At 64.3% G+C, this 15,661-nt stretch carries 18 protein-coding genes and 1 tRNA gene; 9 read left to right on the plus strand and 10 right to left on the minus strand.

The window, feature by feature from the left end:
- Nucleotides 1-29 precede the first annotated feature (29 nt).
- The 6 genes from NLM25_RS01120 (at nt 30) to NLM25_RS01145 (ending at nt 6,219) form a co-directional block, all read left to right on the plus strand.
- Complete coding sequence (locus tag NLM25_RS01120) at nt 30-746, plus strand: prolipoprotein diacylglyceryl transferase family protein (protein WP_254135728.1); 717 nt, start codon at nt 30-32, stop codon at nt 744-746.
- A complete protein-coding gene (locus NLM25_RS01125) occupies nt 727-2,172 on the plus strand; it encodes a radical SAM protein (RefSeq protein ID WP_254135729.1) in 1,446 nt (481 codons plus the stop codon). The genes NLM25_RS01120 and NLM25_RS01125 overlap by 20 nt, the downstream gene beginning before the upstream one ends.
- Nucleotides 2,169-2,426 carry a hypothetical protein gene (locus NLM25_RS01130; protein WP_254135730.1) on the plus strand — a complete coding sequence of 86 codons (258 nt, stop codon included), beginning with the start codon at nt 2,169-2,171 and terminating at the stop codon, nt 2,424-2,426. The genes NLM25_RS01125 and NLM25_RS01130 overlap by 4 nt, the downstream gene beginning before the upstream one ends.
- 12 nt (nt 2,427-2,438) lie before the next feature.
- Entirely contained in the window at nt 2,439-2,717 is a 279-nt protein-coding gene (locus NLM25_RS01135) for a hypothetical protein (protein WP_254135731.1), read from the plus strand.
- A 239-nt stretch (nt 2,718-2,956) separates the two neighbouring features.
- Nucleotides 2,957-4,783 carry a translational GTPase TypA gene (typA, locus tag NLM25_RS01140; protein WP_254135732.1) on the plus strand — a complete coding sequence of 609 codons (1,827 nt, stop codon included), beginning with the start codon at nt 2,957-2,959 and terminating at the stop codon, nt 4,781-4,783.
- A 188-nt stretch (nt 4,784-4,971) separates the two neighbouring features.
- On the plus strand, nt 4,972-6,219 hold the full coding sequence (locus NLM25_RS01145; protein WP_254135733.1) for an NAD(P)/FAD-dependent oxidoreductase: 1,248 nt from the start codon (nt 4,972-4,974) through the stop codon (nt 6,217-6,219).
- A gap of 12 nt (nt 6,220-6,231) precedes the next feature.
- On the opposite strand, the gene NLM25_RS01150 is transcribed toward NLM25_RS01145, so the two are convergent.
- The 4 genes from NLM25_RS01150 to NLM25_RS01165 form a co-directional block, all read right to left on the minus strand.
- Complete coding sequence (locus NLM25_RS01150; protein WP_254135734.1) at nt 6,232-6,639, minus strand: thiol-disulfide oxidoreductase DCC family protein; 408 nt, start codon at nt 6,637-6,639, stop codon at nt 6,232-6,234.
- A gap of 61 nt (nt 6,640-6,700) precedes the next feature.
- Nucleotides 6,701-8,020: an SDR family oxidoreductase gene (locus NLM25_RS01155; protein WP_254135735.1), complete on the minus strand. Its 1,320-nt coding sequence runs from the start codon at nt 8,018-8,020 to the stop codon at nt 6,701-6,703.
- A gap of 8 nt (nt 8,021-8,028) precedes the next feature.
- A complete protein-coding gene (locus NLM25_RS01160) occupies nt 8,029-8,496 on the minus strand; it encodes a DUF2269 domain-containing protein (RefSeq protein WP_254135736.1) in 468 nt (155 codons plus the stop codon).
- Nucleotides 8,493-9,392, minus strand: coding sequence for a S9 family peptidase (locus NLM25_RS01165; protein WP_254135737.1), 900 nt, complete (start codon nt 9,390-9,392; stop codon nt 8,493-8,495). The genes NLM25_RS01160 and NLM25_RS01165 overlap by 4 nt, the downstream gene beginning before the upstream one ends.
- A gap of 260 nt (nt 9,393-9,652) precedes the next feature.
- Between NLM25_RS01165 and NLM25_RS01170 the strand changes: the two genes are divergently transcribed.
- Both NLM25_RS01170 and ppa read left to right on the plus strand, forming a co-directional pair.
- The gene (locus NLM25_RS01170) at nt 9,653-10,162 is read left to right on the plus strand and encodes a GNAT family N-acetyltransferase (RefSeq protein WP_014490714.1); all 510 of its coding nucleotides are present in this window, start codon (nt 9,653-9,655) and stop codon (nt 10,160-10,162) included.
- 179 nt (nt 10,163-10,341) lie between these two features.
- Nucleotides 10,342-10,878: an inorganic diphosphatase gene (ppa, locus tag NLM25_RS01175; RefSeq protein WP_254114926.1), complete on the plus strand. Its 537-nt coding sequence runs from the start codon at nt 10,342-10,344 to the stop codon at nt 10,876-10,878.
- Between the two features lie 153 nt (nt 10,879-11,031).
- Here ppa and folD read toward each other — a convergent pair whose 3' ends face one another.
- From folD to NLM25_RS01190, 3 genes are read right to left on the minus strand one after another with little or no spacing between them, the layout of a single operon-like run.
- Nucleotides 11,032-11,916 (minus strand): bifunctional methylenetetrahydrofolate dehydrogenase/methenyltetrahydrofolate cyclohydrolase FolD, encoded by an 885-nt coding sequence (gene folD / locus NLM25_RS01180; protein ID WP_254135738.1) that lies wholly within the window; start codon nt 11,914-11,916, stop codon nt 11,032-11,034.
- Nucleotide 11,917: 1 nt separating this feature from the next.
- On the minus strand, nt 11,918-12,271 hold the full coding sequence (locus NLM25_RS01185; protein WP_254114924.1) for a DUF167 domain-containing protein: 354 nt from the start codon (nt 12,269-12,271) through the stop codon (nt 11,918-11,920).
- 19 nt (nt 12,272-12,290) lie between these two features.
- The gene (locus NLM25_RS01190) at nt 12,291-12,581 is read right to left on the minus strand and encodes a YggT family protein (RefSeq protein WP_007598721.1); all 291 of its coding nucleotides are present in this window, start codon (nt 12,579-12,581) and stop codon (nt 12,291-12,293) included.
- Between the two features lie 188 nt (nt 12,582-12,769).
- Here NLM25_RS01190 and NLM25_RS01195 point away from each other — a divergent pair.
- A tRNA-Ala gene (locus tag NLM25_RS01195) sits at nt 12,770-12,845 on the plus strand.
- A gap of 111 nt (nt 12,846-12,956) precedes the next feature.
- Here the strand turns inward: NLM25_RS01195 and NLM25_RS01200 are convergent.
- The 3 genes from NLM25_RS01200 to NLM25_RS01210 all read right to left on the minus strand — a co-directional run bounded on the left by NLM25_RS01200 (nt 12,957) and on the right by NLM25_RS01210 (nt 15,563).
- Nucleotides 12,957-13,769 carry an enoyl-CoA hydratase gene (locus NLM25_RS01200; protein ID WP_254135739.1) on the minus strand — a complete coding sequence of 271 codons (813 nt, stop codon included), beginning with the start codon at nt 13,767-13,769 and terminating at the stop codon, nt 12,957-12,959.
- 102 nt (nt 13,770-13,871) lie between these two features.
- A complete protein-coding gene (locus NLM25_RS01205) occupies nt 13,872-14,666 on the minus strand; it encodes a glutamine amidotransferase (RefSeq protein WP_254114922.1) in 795 nt (264 codons plus the stop codon).
- A gap of 117 nt (nt 14,667-14,783) precedes the next feature.
- The gene (locus tag NLM25_RS01210; RefSeq protein WP_254135740.1) at nt 14,784-15,563 is read right to left on the minus strand and encodes an SDR family oxidoreductase; all 780 of its coding nucleotides are present in this window, start codon (nt 15,561-15,563) and stop codon (nt 14,784-14,786) included.
- Nucleotides 15,564-15,661: the final 98 nt, after the last annotated feature.

Here is a 15,661-nt window from a genome sequence, read left to right on the forward strand (position 1 = left end):
CCATGTTCGCCGTGCTATGCTCGTCGCGCATGAGCGGGGCTTTCCTTCACACCCTCTTCGATGTCGCAGCGTGGCTGGCCGCCGGTGCGGCGGTCTACTGGCTGTCGCGACGGGGCTTGCGGTTTCCGGCGCAATCCTTCGCAATGCCCTATGTCGCCGCGCTGGTGTTCGGCGCGGGTCTCGGGGCCTATTTGTTCGGCTCTGCCAATCTGTGGCTGTCGGGCGAGAGGGGCATCGCGCGCTCGGTCGAAGGCGCGCTCGCCGGTGGCATCGTGGCGATCGAGCTCTACAAATGGTCCGCAGGGATCGCCGTGCGGACCGGCGCCCGTTTTGCGCTGCCGCTGGCGCTCGGCATCGCGATCGGCCGGCTCGGCTGCTACTTCGCCGGCCTCGACGATTTCACCTACGGCACGCCGACGGCGCTGCCTTTTGGCCATGATTTCGGCGACGGCGTTCTGCGCCATCCCGTGCAGCTCTACGAGAGCGCGGCAATGGCCGTGTTCGCGCTCGTCTATGTGCTGGCTGTCGTGAACCGGAACGGGTTTGTGATCACCAATGGTTTCTACCTGGTTCTCCTCTATTATGGCGCGCAACGCTTCCTGTGGGAATTCCTCAAGCCCTACGGCACGCTGATCGGCCCGTTCACCCTGTTTCACCTGCTGTCGCTGTCCATCCTGCTCTACGCCGCCGCCATGCTGGCAACGGCGCCCAAAGCGAGACCCATGCATGAACGCGCCGTTGCGTAAGTCGCGGCCCTATATCTTCTGGGGCCAGACCCAGTCTCTTTGCGAAACCTGCCTGAAGCTGGTGCCGACCAAGATCCAGATCCTCGACAACGAGGTCTGGTACGAGAAGCGCTGCAAGGAGCATGGCGTTCAGTCGACGTTGGTTTCGACGGATGCCGCCTATTGGCGCCTGTGCAAGGATTTCATCAAGCCGGGCGACCGGCCGCTGCAATTCCAGCAGCGCACGGAATTCGGCTGTCCCTATGATTGCGGCCTGTGTGCCGACCACGAGCAGCATTCCTGCCTGGCGCTGATCGAGATCACCGAGCATTGCAACCTCACCTGCCCGGTCTGCTTCGCCGAATCCTCCCCTGTGCGGACGCGTTTCACGCCGCTGGCAACGGTCGAGAAGATGCTGGACGCGCTGGTCGCGAGCGAAGGCGAGCCTGATCTGGTGCAGATTTCCGGCGGCGAGCCGACGCTGCATCCGGATTTCTTCGAGATCCTGGAAGCCGTGCGCGCCCGACCGATCCGCCACGTCATGATCAACACCAACGGCCTGCGCATCGCCCGCGAAAAGGATTTCGTGGCGCGGCTCGCCGAGAACAAGCGCGGGCTGGAAATCTATCTCCAGTTCGATTCGCTCGAGCGCGACGCATTGATCAATCTGCGCGGCGCGGATCTGCGCAAGATCCGCCAGCAGGCGCTGGAAAATCTCGAGCATTACGGCGTGTCGACCACGCTTGTCGCGACCATCAAGCGCGGCGTCAACGATGCCGAGATCGGCGGTATCGTCCGCCATGCCCTGAGCTGGAAGTGCGTTCGCGGCGTCACGCTGCAGCCGGTTCAGGACGCCGGCCGCAACGAGAATTTCGACAAGAACACCGACCGCATCATGCTGTCGGAGATCCGCAAGCGCGTGGTCGAAACCGGCGTGTTCGGCGAAAAGGACATGATCCCGCTGCCTTGCAATCCCGAAAGCATCTCGATCGGCTACGGGCTGCGCAATGGCGAGAAGGTGCTGCCGCTGACCTCGCTGATCCCGCAGGATCAGCTCGTGGCCGTGATGCCCAACACCATCAGCCCGGAGAAACATCCGGTGCTGCGGGAAAAATTCGTCGATCTGTTTTCGCTGTCATCGGGACCGCTGAACACCAGCGAGCGCGTCTGCGAATTGCTGTGCTGCCTGCCGAGCTTCGAGGTGCCGCAGGGCCTCACTTACGAGAACGTGTTCCGCGTCACCATCGTGCAATTCCTCGATCGCTTCAATTTCTGCGTCGGCAACGTCAAGCGCAGCTGCATCCATTTCGTCACCGAGAGCGGCGCGATCATCCCGTTCGACACCTACAACCTGTTCTACCGCAACGGAAAGATCGACGGCATCCGCGCAGAGCTGGCGGGGCAGACTTATCGGGAAGCCAGGCAGGGCGAGGCGATGCCGCGATGAGCGACACCGGCACGCCTCCTCCGGCTCCGAAGCCGCCGCTTCAAGAGGACGCGTCCTCGGCCGCGCCGCCGCAGCGCAGCGGCTGCCTGACCGCTTTCATGGTGATCGCCGGCGTGGTGCTGCTTTTCCCCGGCCTATGCTTCCTGGCATTCGGCGCCCAAGCCGGTGCATTTGTCCCGATTGGATTGGTCCTGATCGGAATCGCGATCTTCCTCTTCATCCGCGTGGCGACCCCACCCGGGCCCCGGCAGTAGCGTCGCATCGTCATGAGCAACATCGAACCCCCGCCCGCGCCTTCTCCGGCCGCCCCGCCGCAGCGCAGCGGCTGCCTGACCGCGATCATGGTGATCTTCGGGGTCATCATGTTGCTGCCGGGTCTTTGTGCACTGCTGTTTGGCGGGGCCTCCGTGGTCGACGGGGGACGGATCGACTCGGACATCGCGCCGCTGGTCTTCGTGGGATTGGTGGTCGGCATCGGAGGCGTCGCCTTGATCTGGGCGGCCATCAGGGGGCGAAAGGCTAGCCCGGCCCGGAACCGCCCCTAACCCCCGGAGATTCCCGGACAAAATTCAGTCAACCAAGCGGCAAAGAACACATTGTTTTTTGGCGGTTTTTGCCTATATTGCGCCGCAACGCATAGGCTGCCCGGTCGATATGACCGGGCTTCCTTTTTGGGCGGAAAGCGCCCCGTTTCCAGGTCTTCCAGCGTTGTTTCGAAAGAAGGTCCCGGCTTGACCGGCGAGATCGCGCTTAACCCATTGTCCGACCGCAAAGAAGCTCACTCATGAATCTTCGTAACATCGCCATCATCGCCCACGTCGACCACGGCAAAACCACCCTGGTCGACAAGCTGCTGCAGCAATCCGGCACCTATCGCGACAACCAGAAGGTCGCCGAGCGTGCCATGGACTCCAACGATCTGGAGCGCGAGCGCGGCATCACCATTCTGGCCAAGTGCACCTCGGTGACTTGGGAAAACACCCAGATCAACATCGTCGACACCCCCGGCCACGCCGATTTCGGCGGCGAGGTCGAGCGCATCCTGTCGATGGTCGACGGCGTGATCGTGCTGGTCGACGCCGCTGAAGGCCCGATGCCGCAGACCAAATTCGTGGTCGGCAAGGCGCTCAAGCTCGGCCTGAAGCCGATCGTCGCCATCAACAAGGTCGATCGTCCTGACGCTCGCATCTCCGAAGTCGTCAACGAGGTGTTCGACCTGTTCGCGGCGCTCGACGCCACCGACGAGCAGCTCGACTTCCCGATTCTCTACGGCTCGGGCAAGAACGGCTGGATGGCGAACTCGCCCGACGCCTCCCATGATGTCGGCATGAAGCCGCTCTTTGAGCTGGTGCTCAAGCATGTGGCGCCCCCCGTGGTCCAGGAGGGCCCGTTCCGGCTGCTCGGCACCATCATCGAGGCCAATCCCTATCTCGGCCGTATCATCACCGGCCGCATCGCGTCGGGTTCGGTGAAGCCGAACCAGGCCGTCAAGGTGCTGTCGCGTGAAGGCAAGCTGATCGAGAGCGGCCGCATCACCAAGATCCTGGCGTTCCGTGGCCTCGAGCGCCAGCCGGTCGAGTTCGCCGAGGCCGGCGACATCGTCGCCATCGCGGGCCTCACCAAGGGCACCGTCGCCGATACCTTCTGCGATCCCGCGGTCGAGAGCCCGCTGCAGGCGCAGCCGATCGATCCGCCGACCGTGTCGATGACATTCATCGTCAACAACTCGCCGCTCGCCGGCACCGAGGGCGACAAGGTCACCAGTCGCCTGATCCGCGACCGCCTGATGCGCGAGGCCGAAGGCAATGTCGCGCTGCGCGTCGTCGAGTCCCAGGACAAGGACGCGATGGAAGTATCGGGTCGCGGCGAATTGCAGCTCGCGATCCTGATCGAGACCATGCGCCGCGAGGGCTTTGAGCTCTCCGTGTCGCGTCCGCGCGTCGTGTTCCAGAAGGACGAAGCCACCGGCCAGACCCTGGAGCCGATCGAGGAGGTCGTGGTCGACGTCGACGAGGAGCATTCCGGCGTCGTCGTGCAGAAGATGAGCGAGCGCAAGTCCGAGCTGATCGAGATGAAGCCGTCCGGCGGCAACCGCCTGCGTCTGGTGTTCTACGCGCCGACCCGCGGGCTGATCGGCTACCAGGGCGAGCTGATGACCGATACCAAGGGCACGGCGATCATGAACCGCCTGTTCCACAACTACCTGCCCTACAAGGGCCCGATCCAGGGCCGTCGCAACGGCGTGCTGATCTCGAACGACCAGGGCGAGTCGGTGGCCTATGCCATGTTCAAGCTGGAAGACCGCGGCCCGATGATGATCGAGCCCGGCTGGAAGGTCTACAAGGGCATGATCGTCGGCGAGCACACCCGCGACAACGATCTCGAGATCAACGTGCTCAAGGGCAAGCAGCTCACCAACATCCGCACGACGTCGAAGGACGAGGCTGTGCGCCTGACCCCGCCGATCCGCATGACGCTGGAAAAGGCGCTGGCCTATATCGAGGACGACGAGCTGGTGGAGATCACCCCGAAGTCGATCCGCCTGCGCAAGAAGCACCTCGATCCGAACGAGCGCAAGCGCGCGGAAAAGGCCAAGGAAGCGGTGGCGTAAGCTACCGCTCTCGCTGTCATTCCCCGAGAAAGCGGGGAATCCAGTACGCCGCGGCTTCTCGGCTCTATAACAACTGCCTCCGGAATACTGGATCACCCGCCCCAGTGCGCAAGTGCGCACAAGGCGGGCGATGACAGTTCGCTTTGTGGCGGCTTCAGCGCACTTCGCGAACGTGCTAGAGCCGACCCATGGCTTCCCTACCCTCCTCCGTCGACGTCGCGATCATCGGCGCCGGTGCCGCCGGCCTCGGCGCAGCGCACGCGTTGCACAGCTCCGGCCTCTCCGTGATCGTGCTGGAGGCGCGCGACCGGCTCGGCGGCCGGGCCTGGACCGTGCAGGCCTCGCCCGAGGTCACGTTCGACGTCGGCTGCGGCTGGCTACACTCGGCAGACAAGAATTCCTTCGCCGCCATCGCGAAGCAGCTCGATTTCGAGGTCAACAGGGACCTGCCGCCCTGGCGCGAGCGCGCCTTCGGCAATGCGTTTCCGCAAAGCGAGCGCGACGATTTCATGCGCGCGATGGAGGCGTTCTATGAGCGCCTCTGGCAGACCGCGCAAAACGGCAAGGACGAGCCCGCGAGCCTGAGCCTCGAGCCCGGCAATCGCTGGAATCCGATGATCGACGCAGTCTCGACCTACATCAACGGCTGCGAACTGAAGGACATGTCGACGCTGGACTGGGACGCCTATGAGGACAGCGACCTCAACTGGCGCGTCCGCCGCGGCTATGGCACGCTTGTTACGGCCTATGGCGCACCCTGCCCGGTGGCGCTGAACTGCAACGTGACGCTGATCGATCACTCGGACAGGCGCATCCGCATCGCGACGTCGCAGGGCACGCTGACCGCGGACAAGGTGATCGTCACCGTGCCGACCAACCTGATCGCCGATGAAGCCATCCGTTTCTCGCCGCCGCTTCCGGCCAAGGTCGATGCCGCCGCCGGCCTGCCGCTCGGCGTCGACGACAAGGTGACGCTGGCGCTGAGCGATGCCGAAGCCTTTCCGAAGGAAGGCAATTTGCGCGGCGCCACCATGCGCACCGAGATGGGCACCTACCACATCCGCCCGTTCGGCCAGCCCTGCATTGAAGGCTTTTTCGGCGGCAGCTTTGCGCGCGCGCTGGAAAACGCCGGCGAAGGAGCCATCGCCGCGCAAGGCATCGACGAGATCGCGGGCTTTTTGGGCAACGACATCCGCCGCAAGCTGAAGCCGCTGTACGAGTCGCGCTGGGCGCATGATCCGTTTGCACGCGGCTCGTATTCACACGCGCTGCCCGGCCATGCCGGTGATCGCGCCGTGCTGGCTGCGCCGGTGGACGGGCGATTGTTTTTTGCGGGGGAGGCGACGTCGCCGGAGTTTTTCACGACGGCGCATGGGGCGCGGGATAGTGGGGAGCGGGCGGCGAAGGAAGTGCTGGCGGCTCTGAACAGGCCGTAACCGCAAACGCCGTCAGTCGATCACCCGTGCCCGCAGATCAGCATCCGGCACGAAGCACGCATCATACTTGCCAAAAATGCGGTACCGGTTTCGCGCGATGAGGCTGTAGACGGGGTCGCGCAGCGGCTTTGGCACGGCAAACAACATGCGTACCCAGCCCCAACGCGGCAACTGCGACAGCACCGTCAGCGCTGCGTCCGACTTCATGAACACCTCGCCGCCATGGACCACGGCATTGGTGTCGGGATCATCCGGATCGATACCGAACGTGCGCGCGAGTTTCGCGCCATAGTCCGATTGAATCGGCGTGAAGCGAAATCGCTTTGCCGTGTCGCGCTGCGCGACGAAACGAACCCAGCGCGAGCAGAAGATGCAGACGCCGTCGAACAGGATCACGTCGTCGTCGGGCCATTTGGGCATCAGCGCTCTCTTTTTGACGCGTTTTCTTCACGCGAACCGGGATCCACTTCGCTCGAAAACGCTACCGATTATCCAGCATGAGCAAAGCCACCAGCATCAGCACGATCGCAGGTCCCGTCTTCACCAGCGCGCCGAGGGGCTCGATCCAGAGGTCGGGCGTCAGGATCGCTGCGCCCACCATATAGCCGAGCGAGGCGACGATGCCTGCGACCAGCCCGATCGCCGCGGTGCGGCGGAAGGCGATCAGCACGCCGATGCTCATGTCCATGAGGCTGGTGCCAATGGTGATGGGATCGACCAGCGCGGGCGGGAAGTTATGCGCGCTGAGGATTCCGGCGGCGGCACGATAGGACACGAACAGCGCGATGAAGCCGGAGACGATCCAGAACGCGACCAGGCTCGCGAAGATCAGCGCCTTGACCAAAAACAGTCGTGCGAACCATTTGTCCTGGATGCTTGCCGGATGGCGTCCGACCGTCTCAGCCATCGTCTTCGGCGTGATGCGTGTGGCGGCAATCCACGCCGAGGGTTCACCCCTCACGCCGCGGCGCAGCTCGGCAATGGCCGTGGTGCGCATCGGCGGCATCCAGCCGAGATGATTGGCGAGATCGCCGAGCCTTGCGCCGAGATCGAGCATAAGGGACGGCATCGCGATGCGCGGCCAGCCGGCCGTGCCGAAGGCGAGACGAAACTGCGTGATGACGCCGGCCATGGTGACCGGATCGGCCTGCATCAGCTCCCAGCTCACGGCGTTGACCGAGGCATCGTCGATGTCGCGCGCAGCGAGCCAGGCGATGGTGGCGGCGATGTCCTCGACAGCGACAGGCTGGAACGGCGTCGCCATCTCCTTGCCCGGCAGATCGAGCGGGAGAGCGGCGAGCGCGCGAAGCATGGCGCTGCCGCCATAGGCTGACGGTGCGACGACAAAGCCGGGCCGCAAGATGGCGTGGGGAACGCCGGAGGCCGCGATCAGGCGCTCGGCCTCGCGCTTTGTCGTCGCGAAGGCGGTACGATCCGCCTCCGCGGTCCCGGGGATCGAGATGTGCACCAGCCGGATCGCGCGGCCGCTGTCGCCGATCGCCTGAAGCAGGCGCGCAACGAAATCGCGATGCACCGCGCTGGTATCGCTGCCGGGGCCGTCCTGGAGCACGCCGAGACAGTTCACGACGACATCGACGGCATGCTCGCTGATGAGCCGCGCCAGCGCGGCTGTATCGAGCGAGAGGATCGGCCGCTCGATATCCTGTGCGCCCATCTTCTGCGCCGGCGACAAGCGTCGCGCCACACCAACCATGCGAAATCCCCGTGCGCGCAGATCGTCGGTGATGAAGCGGCCGATCAGGCCGGAGGCGCCGAGCACCAAAATGGTTCGCTGGGTCATCGCATCTCTCAAAACGGTTTCGCGATCATCAGCCACAGGATCAACATCGTCGCGCCGAAGCCGGGGAAGCCGAACGCGAACCAGCGGCGGTAGAGCACGAAGTAGCGCTCAGGCAGAGCGCTACGCTGCCCGGCCGCCTTGCGCGCGAGATCACGCATCTCGATCTGCATGAAGACGACGGGGATCCAGAACAGGCCGGCAAAGATGTAGAGCGCAAGCGAGGCCAGCAGCCAGCGTTCCGTGATCGGGATCGCCGAAAGCATCATCAGCAGGCCGCCTGTGATCGGTTGCAGGACCACGGCCGACAGCGTGAAGATCGCATCCGCAATCACCACCACCGACGCGGTGCGCGCGATGAATTCTGCGTCGTTCGTGCGATGCGCCATCAGCATGAAGAAGGCGATGCCCGTTCCAGTGCCGAGGATGACGATGGCACCGAGCACGTGGAGGAATTTGACCAGGAAATACAGCGTCATGGCTTCTTGGCCGCCGCAGCTTTGGACCGGTTCAGCGCAAGCTCGAGCTCGTGGCTGGCGGCCTTGACGCCGGCTTCGCTCTCGATCATCCAATGCCCTTCGCTGCCGACGGCCGGCAATGTGCGGAAGTCGACCTTGCCGCCTCCGCCGCGAAACGCATCCGCCAATCGCCGCGAGAACGCCGGCGAGAAATAGCTGTCATTGGTCGCCACGAGCCATGTGACGGGAATACGCGCCGCTTTGCCGAACTCGGCCACGGCCGCAAGAAGCGTCTGCGGCGCGCAGATCCTGTTCGGTTCATCATTGGCATGGCCACCGCGCCCCGGCGCAAACGCGATGATCGCGGAGATCGCGTTCGGATCGGCGTTCGCGAGCGTCAGCGTACCCCAACCGCCGGCGGAATGCCCGATGACAACCGCGGCATCCTTGCGCACGAAGTTCTGCTTGCGCAGATAGTCCAGCGCGAGCGAGATTTCGGTGGCCGTCACGCGACCCGAACGCGCGTAGTCCGCCTCGTCGCAGCCGCCCTGATCCTCGACATAGCGGCCTCCGGTCGCACCATGGCCGAGCCGTTCCGGCACCAGCACGGCGAAGCCGCGTGCGACGAGAAACGCGACAAGGGCGGGGTACTCCGGCTGCGGCATTTGCGCCCGACGCAACACGTTTTGCGTCGAGGCATGTGCGATGACCGCAAGCCGAAACGGACCGGCGCCGCCGGGGCGAAACAGCAGCGCATGCGCGGCAATGTCGGTATCCAGCGATGGCACACGCCATTGTTGCCTGCGAAACGGCTCGCCCTCCGTACCCGATGACCCAAACGTGACCTGCGCGCATAGCGGCGGCGCCGTCGACAAAGCCAGCAGTGGCAGCAGGGCGAAGATGTTGAAGCGCCGCATGAATTGCCGAAGGCGAACACGGACAGCGGCAGACCGGTAGGAACGAATCATTGTCGGCGGACTTTTTGCGTTGCCATCGCGGTTCATTGGTTGCCGCAAGGCAGTTTTGCACCGACGACGGCAGGCCGGTGCCGTTCGAAATGGCGTCTTGTGTTTTTTCGGCACAACATGGTTAAATACTGATGCACAAAGTCCACACGTTAACCGATAATTAACGATAGGTCTTGCCGCCGGCGCGGCGACTTGGTTTGATTGCGTCCATGAGCACAACCCTGATCGAGGTCCGGCCGGCCAAAGCCGCAGATGCAACTGCGGTGGCGTCCACCCATGACGAAGCCTGGCGCTCCGCCTATCAGGGCATCATTCCCGGCGGCGAGCTGGAGAAGCTGATCAACCGCCGCGGTCCGCAGTGGTGGGACAGTGCGATTCGCAAGGGCAGCCGCGTCAGCGTTTTGGTGTTCGGCGACAAGATCGCCGGATACGCCAATTACGGCCGCAACCGCGCCCGCAGCCTGCACTTCGACGGCGAGATCTACGAACTCTATCTGCGTCCGGAATTCCAGGGTCTCGGCTTCGGCCGTCGCCTGTTCACAGCCGCCCGCCGCGATCTGATGCAGAGCGGCCTGAAGAGCATGGTCGTGTGGGCACTCTCGGACAACGATCCGGCGACCGAGTTCTACCGTGCCTTGGGCGGCCGCATGGTGGCGCGCTCCTCCGAGCGTTTCGGGCCGAAGTCGCTCGACAAGGTTGCCTTCGCTTGGACCAATTGAGCTGCTGAAAGTCTAGCCGGCAACGCTTCCCATCCGTCGATACCGCCCGCCTTTTGCGCCGGTAGTCGCTGGATTCATTATTTCACAAAAACACGATGGATTGGCGGGCCAAGCCCGCGTATGACAGCGCCAAAATCGCTGCCGGGCGCGATTTAACCTCGGCAACAACGGAGCCTTGAATGCGTATCGATGCGGTCTCGATCGGAAAAAACACGCCACACGAAGTCAACGTCATCATCGAAGTCCCCGTGGGCGGCGAACCGATCAAATACGAGATGGACAAGGAGGCCGGCACGCTGGTGGTCGACCGCTTCCTCTACACGCCGATGCGTTACCCCGGTAACTACGGCTTCATCCCACACACACTGTCCGATGACGGCGACCCCTGCGACGTGCTGATCGTCAACACCCGCGCCATCATCCCCGGCGCCGTCATGAGCGTGCGTCCGGTGGGCGTGCTGTTCATGGAAGACGAAGCCGGCGGCGACGAGAAGATTCTCGCGGTGCCGTCGTCGAAGCTGACGCAGCGCTACGACAAGGTGAAGTCGTACTCCGACCTGCCGGACATCACGCTGCAGCAGATCCAGCACTTCTTCGAGCACTACAAGGATCTCGAGAAGGGCAAGTGGGTGAAGATTTTGCGCTGGGGCGGCCCGGAGGAAGCACAGAAGCTGATCCTCGAAGGCATCGAGCGTGAGAAGAAAAAGAAGGGCTGAGGCCTTCTCCCTCGCTTGCGGGGGAGGGTCGGGGTGAGGGGGAGTCTCCGCGAGTGAGGTGAGAGTTGGACTCGCGGAGAGTCCCCCTCACCCGGAATCCGCGCTTCGCGCGAATTCCGACCTCTCCCCGCAGGCGGGCGAGGTGAAGAAAATCTACACCGCCGGCTTCGGCAGCCCTGCAATCGCGCAAGCCGCGCGCAGCGTATTCACCAGCAGGCAGGCAACCGTCATCTGACCGACACCGCCCGGCACCGGCGTCACCGCGCCCGCAATGCCGAGCGCTTCCTGATAGGCGACATCGCCGACCAAGCGCGTCTTGCCGTCGTCCTTTGGAATCCGGTTGATGCCGACGTCGATCACGGTCGCGCCCGGCTTCAGCCAGTCGCCGCGCACCATCTCAGGCTTGCCGACCGCGGCGTAGACGAGGTCGGCGCGCTTCACGAGGCCGGGCAGGTCGCGCGAGCGCGAATGCGCGATCGTCACCGTGGCGTTCTCATTCAGCAGCAATTGCACCAGCGGGCGGCCGACAAGATTTGAACGGCCGATGACGATGGCGTTCATGCCTTCGAGCGAGGCGTGCACGCTCTTGGTCAGGATGATGCAGCCGAGCGGCGTGCAGGGCGACAGGGCCTCGAAACCGCCGGCGAGCCGGCCGGCGTTGTTCGGATGCAGGCCGTCGACATCCTTGGCGGGATCGATGGCATTGATGACGGCCTCGGTGTTGAGGCCCTTCGGCAGCGGCAGTTGCACCAGAATGCCGTGAACGGCGGGATCGCGGTTGAGCTTTGCGACAACGGCCAGCAGATCGGCTTGCGAGACGTCGGCCGGCAGCTTGTGCTCGAACGAGGCCATGCCGGCGGCCTGGGTCTGCGTGTGCTTGGAGCGGACATAGACCTCACTGGCAGGGTCGCTCCCGACCAGCACCACCGCAAGGCCCGGCACCAGGTTGTGCTCGCGCTTGACGCGGGCGACCTCATCAGCGACGCGCGCGCGGAGTTCCGCGGCAATGACTTTTCCATCGATGATCTTGGCGGTCATGTCAGTTCCCTTGGTCTGTCGATTTGGCCGAGGCAAGCTTACGCAGGACGTCGCCGAGCCGCGCCGGATCGCCGTCCACCGCAATCTGCTTCAGCCGCGAAGTCGCTCCGGACAGGAGCTTGACGCTGGCCTTGGGGACGCCAAGCGATTTCGCCAGCAGGACCAGAACGGCCCTGTTGGCCTCGCCGCCATCAGCGATGGCGCGCACCCGCACCTTGAGCACGCTGCGGCCATCGGCCAGCTGTTCGATCCCGTCGATATCGTCGCGGCCGCCGCGCGGCGTCACCCGCAGCGCGATGCTGATTCCCGTGGCCGAGTAGCGCCAAGGTTCCTTGAAAACAAGGTTCTTTGGCAATCAAGGCGCTCCCGCCTGCTCAGATCACGTTCGGGTAGATGTAGTACAGGATCACCCGCTCGATGAACATGATGAGCAGGATCAGGATGATCGGCGAGATGTCGAGGCCGCCGAGGCTGGGCAGGAAGTTGCGAATCGGCGCCAGGACCGGCTCGGTGATCCGGTACAGGAACTCCGCCACCGCCGAAACGAACTGGTTGCGGGTGTTCACGACGTTGAAGGCGATCAGCCAGGACAGGATCGCGGAAGCGATCAGCAGCCAGACGTAGAGGTCGAGCACGATGATGACGATGTCGAGAACGGCACGCATGGCTTTTGAAAACTCTGGCTGCGGTCGGGATTGACGCTTTTTGCTAGATATCGGTTCCCCCCGGCCCAAACAAGGGAAGTCGGTACCAGGATGGCTAAAACCGGGTTACACGCGTCCTTGACTTGACCTTGGCGGGGACTTAAATGGCGCCCGGTTGTCGGCCGCATTCACCAGAGCGGCCAGCAAACGGGGCCATAGCTCAGCTGGGAGAGCGCGTCGTTCGCAATGACGAGGTCGGCGGTTCGATCCCGCCTGGCTCCACCACGCTTCGCCCTTCGGGCTACGCGTGGCGCAGCCGCGCAGAGCCTGAAGGGCGAAGCGTGGTGTCCGGCGAAGCCCAAAGGGCGAAGACGGACTGGCTGAGGAACACTTCCCCTACCTCCCGGTAAACCTCGGCGGCCGCTTCTCCATGAAGCTCGCCACGCCCTCCCTGAAATCGCTGCCGTTCAACGCGACCATCATCTCCCGGTTGGCCTCGATCGTCGCCTCCGCCAGTGTCTGGAACGGCACCTCGTAGAGTTGCCGCTTGATCACGGCCATCGCACTCGGCGAGACGAAATCGGCGAGGTCGCGCGCATAGGCGTAGGTCTCCTCGCGCAGTTTTTCAGGCGCGCAGAGCCGGTTGACCAGGCCGATCCGCAGCGCCTCATCGCTGGTCACACGCCTCGCCGAGAGCAGCAGATCCATCGCATGGGCGTGGCCGACGATGCGCGGCAGCATCCAGCTGATGCCGTGCTCCGCGATCAGGCCACGCCGCGCGAAGGCCGTCGTGAAGACGGCATTGTCGGCGGCAAAGCGCAGGTCGCAATAGAGCGCGTGGACAAGGCCGATGCCGGCGGTCGCGCCGTTGAGCATCGCGATGACCGGCTTCTTGATCGAGGGATAGAAGCCGTAGCGCGTCTGCCAGTCCGGCCGGCGGTTCATGTCGAAGGGCGGCAGGTTCGAGGCGCGCCTGACGTCGTTGGGATCGAGCACTTTCAGCGCACCCATGTCGGCGCCGGCGCAGAAGGCGCGGCCCGCGCCGGTGATCACGATGACGCGGACATTGTCATCCGCGCTCGATGCCTCCATCGCATGGCGCACGTCGCGCTCCATGATCGGGGTCCACGCATTCATGCGATCCGGGCGATTCAGCGTGATGGTCGCGATCTTCTCGCTGACGTCGTAGAGAATGTGCTCGTAGGCCATGGCGCTCTCCCTTTGTCTGCCGGCACGGTTTCGCGCGTGCTCGTTGGGTGCGAGCCTAGCATATAAAGGGATGAGGCAGGGGCTTGTCGCGCGAAGGCGCGATCACTCGGCGGCTTGCGCCAGCATTGGCCGGCGCGCCAGCCAGCCGTCGATGAAATGATCGAGCCAGGCGCGTTCGGCCGCATCGTACACGGCACGGTCCGCGAAATGGTGATGCCGCTCGCGCGCGCCGGGCGCGCCGAGGCCGTCATAGCCCCGCGTGGTCCAGCAATGCATCATCGCGTAGGTCACGTCAGGATGAAACTGCACCCCGAATGCGTTGCCGGTGCGGAACGCCTGGATCGGAAAATCATCGCCTTCCGCAAGCAGCTCGGCGCCGACTGGCAGTTCAAATCCTTCGCGATGCCAGTGATAGACCTGCGCCGGCCAATTCGGGCAGAGCGCGTGGCCCGCGGGGGTCGGGCGGATCGGATAGTAGCCGATCTGGGTCAGTGCCTCCGCATGCGGCGCAACGCGGGCCCCTAACTGCATCGCCAGCATCTGCGCGCCGAGGCAGATGCCGAGGAACGGCCGCTGTTCGCGGAGCGGAATTTCGATCCAGTCGATCTCGCGGCGGATGTAGTCGTCGGAATCGTTGGCACTCATCGGACCGCCGAAGAAAACAGCGCCGGCGTGTTGATCGAGTGTCTCGGGCAGGGGATCGCCGAAGCGGGGACGGCGGATGTCGAGGCGATGGCCGAGCGCACGCAGCGCATTGCCGACGCGGCCGGGCGTCGAGGATTCCTGATGCAGGACGATCAGAACCGGCAACCGGGTCTCGGAGGCGGCGGCGCTCGGCGTCCTTCTGGGGAAGGGCACCACTTCTGCGCCACCAAACCTGTCCGTCCGGAACAACATGGCCCCTGCGAGTGCTATCGGTTCAGATCGCCAGCATAACTAAGCGATCGTTAATTTCGTGTGAGTTTGCGCACACACGTCCGACAGTGAAGCAAGCTCCGGGCCACTACGGATTCTTTAGTGCCTCTGCCGCTGGAACCGGCTGGTGGCGGACAGGATGAAGCCGCGCGGAAAGAAACGCAGCGCGAATGGCACGATCTTGATGCCGAGACCGGGCAGCACTGCCCGTTTGTTGGCCATCAGGCCACGATAGGCCTGCTGCGCAACTTCGGCGGCGGAAACATTGAGAAGGGCCGTGTCATGTCCGGCACCGACGCCGGCGCGCGCCTGGAATTCGGTTGGCACCGGACCCGGGCAAAGCACGGTGACGCGAACGCCGCGCGGCGCGAGCTCCGCCCGCAAGGCTTCGGTGAGGGAAATCACATAGGCCTTCGACGCGTAATAGACGGCCATGCCGGGGCCGGGCAGAAAGCCCGCGACCGATCCGACATTGAGAAGACCGCCCTTGTTCCTGATGAGCTGATCGGCAAAGCGCAGCGACAGATCCGTCAGCGCCCGCACGTTGACATCGACGATGCCGACCTGCTCGGCGCGGTCGCGCTCGATTGCGTCACCGAAGACGCCGAAGCCGGCATTGTTGACGAGATGATCGAGCTCGACGCCTTCGGCCGCGAGCGCGGCGGCGATCTTCTCGCCGGCATCTGCCGCCTGCAGATCGCAGGCAATCACGATCGGCTTCTTGCCGCCCTTGGCGACGATCTCGTTCGCGAGCGCTTCCAGCCGGTCCGCCCGGCGCGCCGTCAGCGCGAGGCGGTGTCCATTGGCGGCGAACACACGCGCCAGCTCCGTGCCGATGCCCGCCGAAGCACCGGTGATCAACGTTACCCGCTCAGCCACGATCGAAGTCTCTTGAATTGAAGTTTTCAGGCCCCGCAATCAGGGAACGAGAGCATAGGCCGTGCTCGGCAGGCAAGCGGCGCCGATGGCATGGCTGC

Origin of the sequence: Bradyrhizobium sp. CCGB01, from assembly GCF_024199795.1 — a bacterium.
Taxonomy (GTDB): Bacteria; Pseudomonadota; Alphaproteobacteria; order Rhizobiales; family Xanthobacteraceae; genus Bradyrhizobium.

What these genes read in the sequence shown, in the direction of transcription:
- NLM25_RS01170 (WP_014490714.1), top strand. Translation starts at nt 9,653, where the DNA reads ATGAGCACAACCCTGATCGAGGTCCGGCCGGCCAAAGCCGCAGATGCA.
- NLM25_RS01150 (WP_254135734.1), bottom strand. Translation starts at nt 6,639, where the DNA reads ATGCCCAAATGGCCCGACGACGACGTGATCCTGTTCGACGGCGTCTGC.
- typA (WP_254135732.1), top strand. Translation starts at nt 2,957, where the DNA reads ATGAATCTTCGTAACATCGCCATCATCGCCCACGTCGACCACGGCAAA.
- NLM25_RS01200 (WP_254135739.1), bottom strand. Translation starts at nt 13,769, where the DNA reads ATGGCCTACGAGCACATTCTCTACGACGTCAGCGAGAAGATCGCGACC.
- ppa (WP_254114926.1), top strand. Translation starts at nt 10,342, where the DNA reads ATGCGTATCGATGCGGTCTCGATCGGAAAAAACACGCCACACGAAGTC.
- NLM25_RS01135 (WP_254135731.1), top strand. Translation starts at nt 2,439, where the DNA reads ATGAGCAACATCGAACCCCCGCCCGCGCCTTCTCCGGCCGCCCCGCCG.
- NLM25_RS01205 (WP_254114922.1), bottom strand. Translation starts at nt 14,666, where the DNA reads ATGTTGTTCCGGACGGACAGGTTTGGTGGCGCAGAAGTGGTGCCCTTC.
- NLM25_RS01125 (WP_254135729.1), top strand. Translation starts at nt 727, where the DNA reads ATGAACGCGCCGTTGCGTAAGTCGCGGCCCTATATCTTCTGGGGCCAG.
- folD (WP_254135738.1), bottom strand. Translation starts at nt 11,916, where the DNA reads ATGACCGCCAAGATCATCGATGGAAAAGTCATTGCCGCGGAACTCCGC.
- NLM25_RS01190 (WP_007598721.1), bottom strand. Translation starts at nt 12,581, where the DNA reads ATGCGTGCCGTTCTCGACATCGTCATCATCGTGCTCGACCTCTACGTC.
- NLM25_RS01160 (WP_254135736.1), bottom strand. Translation starts at nt 8,496, where the DNA reads ATGACGCTGTATTTCCTGGTCAAATTCCTCCACGTGCTCGGTGCCATC.
- NLM25_RS01145 (WP_254135733.1), top strand. Translation starts at nt 4,972, where the DNA reads ATGGCTTCCCTACCCTCCTCCGTCGACGTCGCGATCATCGGCGCCGGT.
- NLM25_RS01120 (WP_254135728.1), top strand. Translation starts at nt 30, where the DNA reads ATGAGCGGGGCTTTCCTTCACACCCTCTTCGATGTCGCAGCGTGGCTG.
- NLM25_RS01155 (WP_254135735.1), bottom strand. Translation starts at nt 8,020, where the DNA reads ATGACCCAGCGAACCATTTTGGTGCTCGGCGCCTCCGGCCTGATCGGC.
- NLM25_RS01165 (WP_254135737.1), bottom strand. Translation starts at nt 9,392, where the DNA reads ATGCGGCGCTTCAACATCTTCGCCCTGCTGCCACTGCTGGCTTTGTCG.
- NLM25_RS01130 (WP_254135730.1), top strand. Translation starts at nt 2,169, where the DNA reads ATGAGCGACACCGGCACGCCTCCTCCGGCTCCGAAGCCGCCGCTTCAA.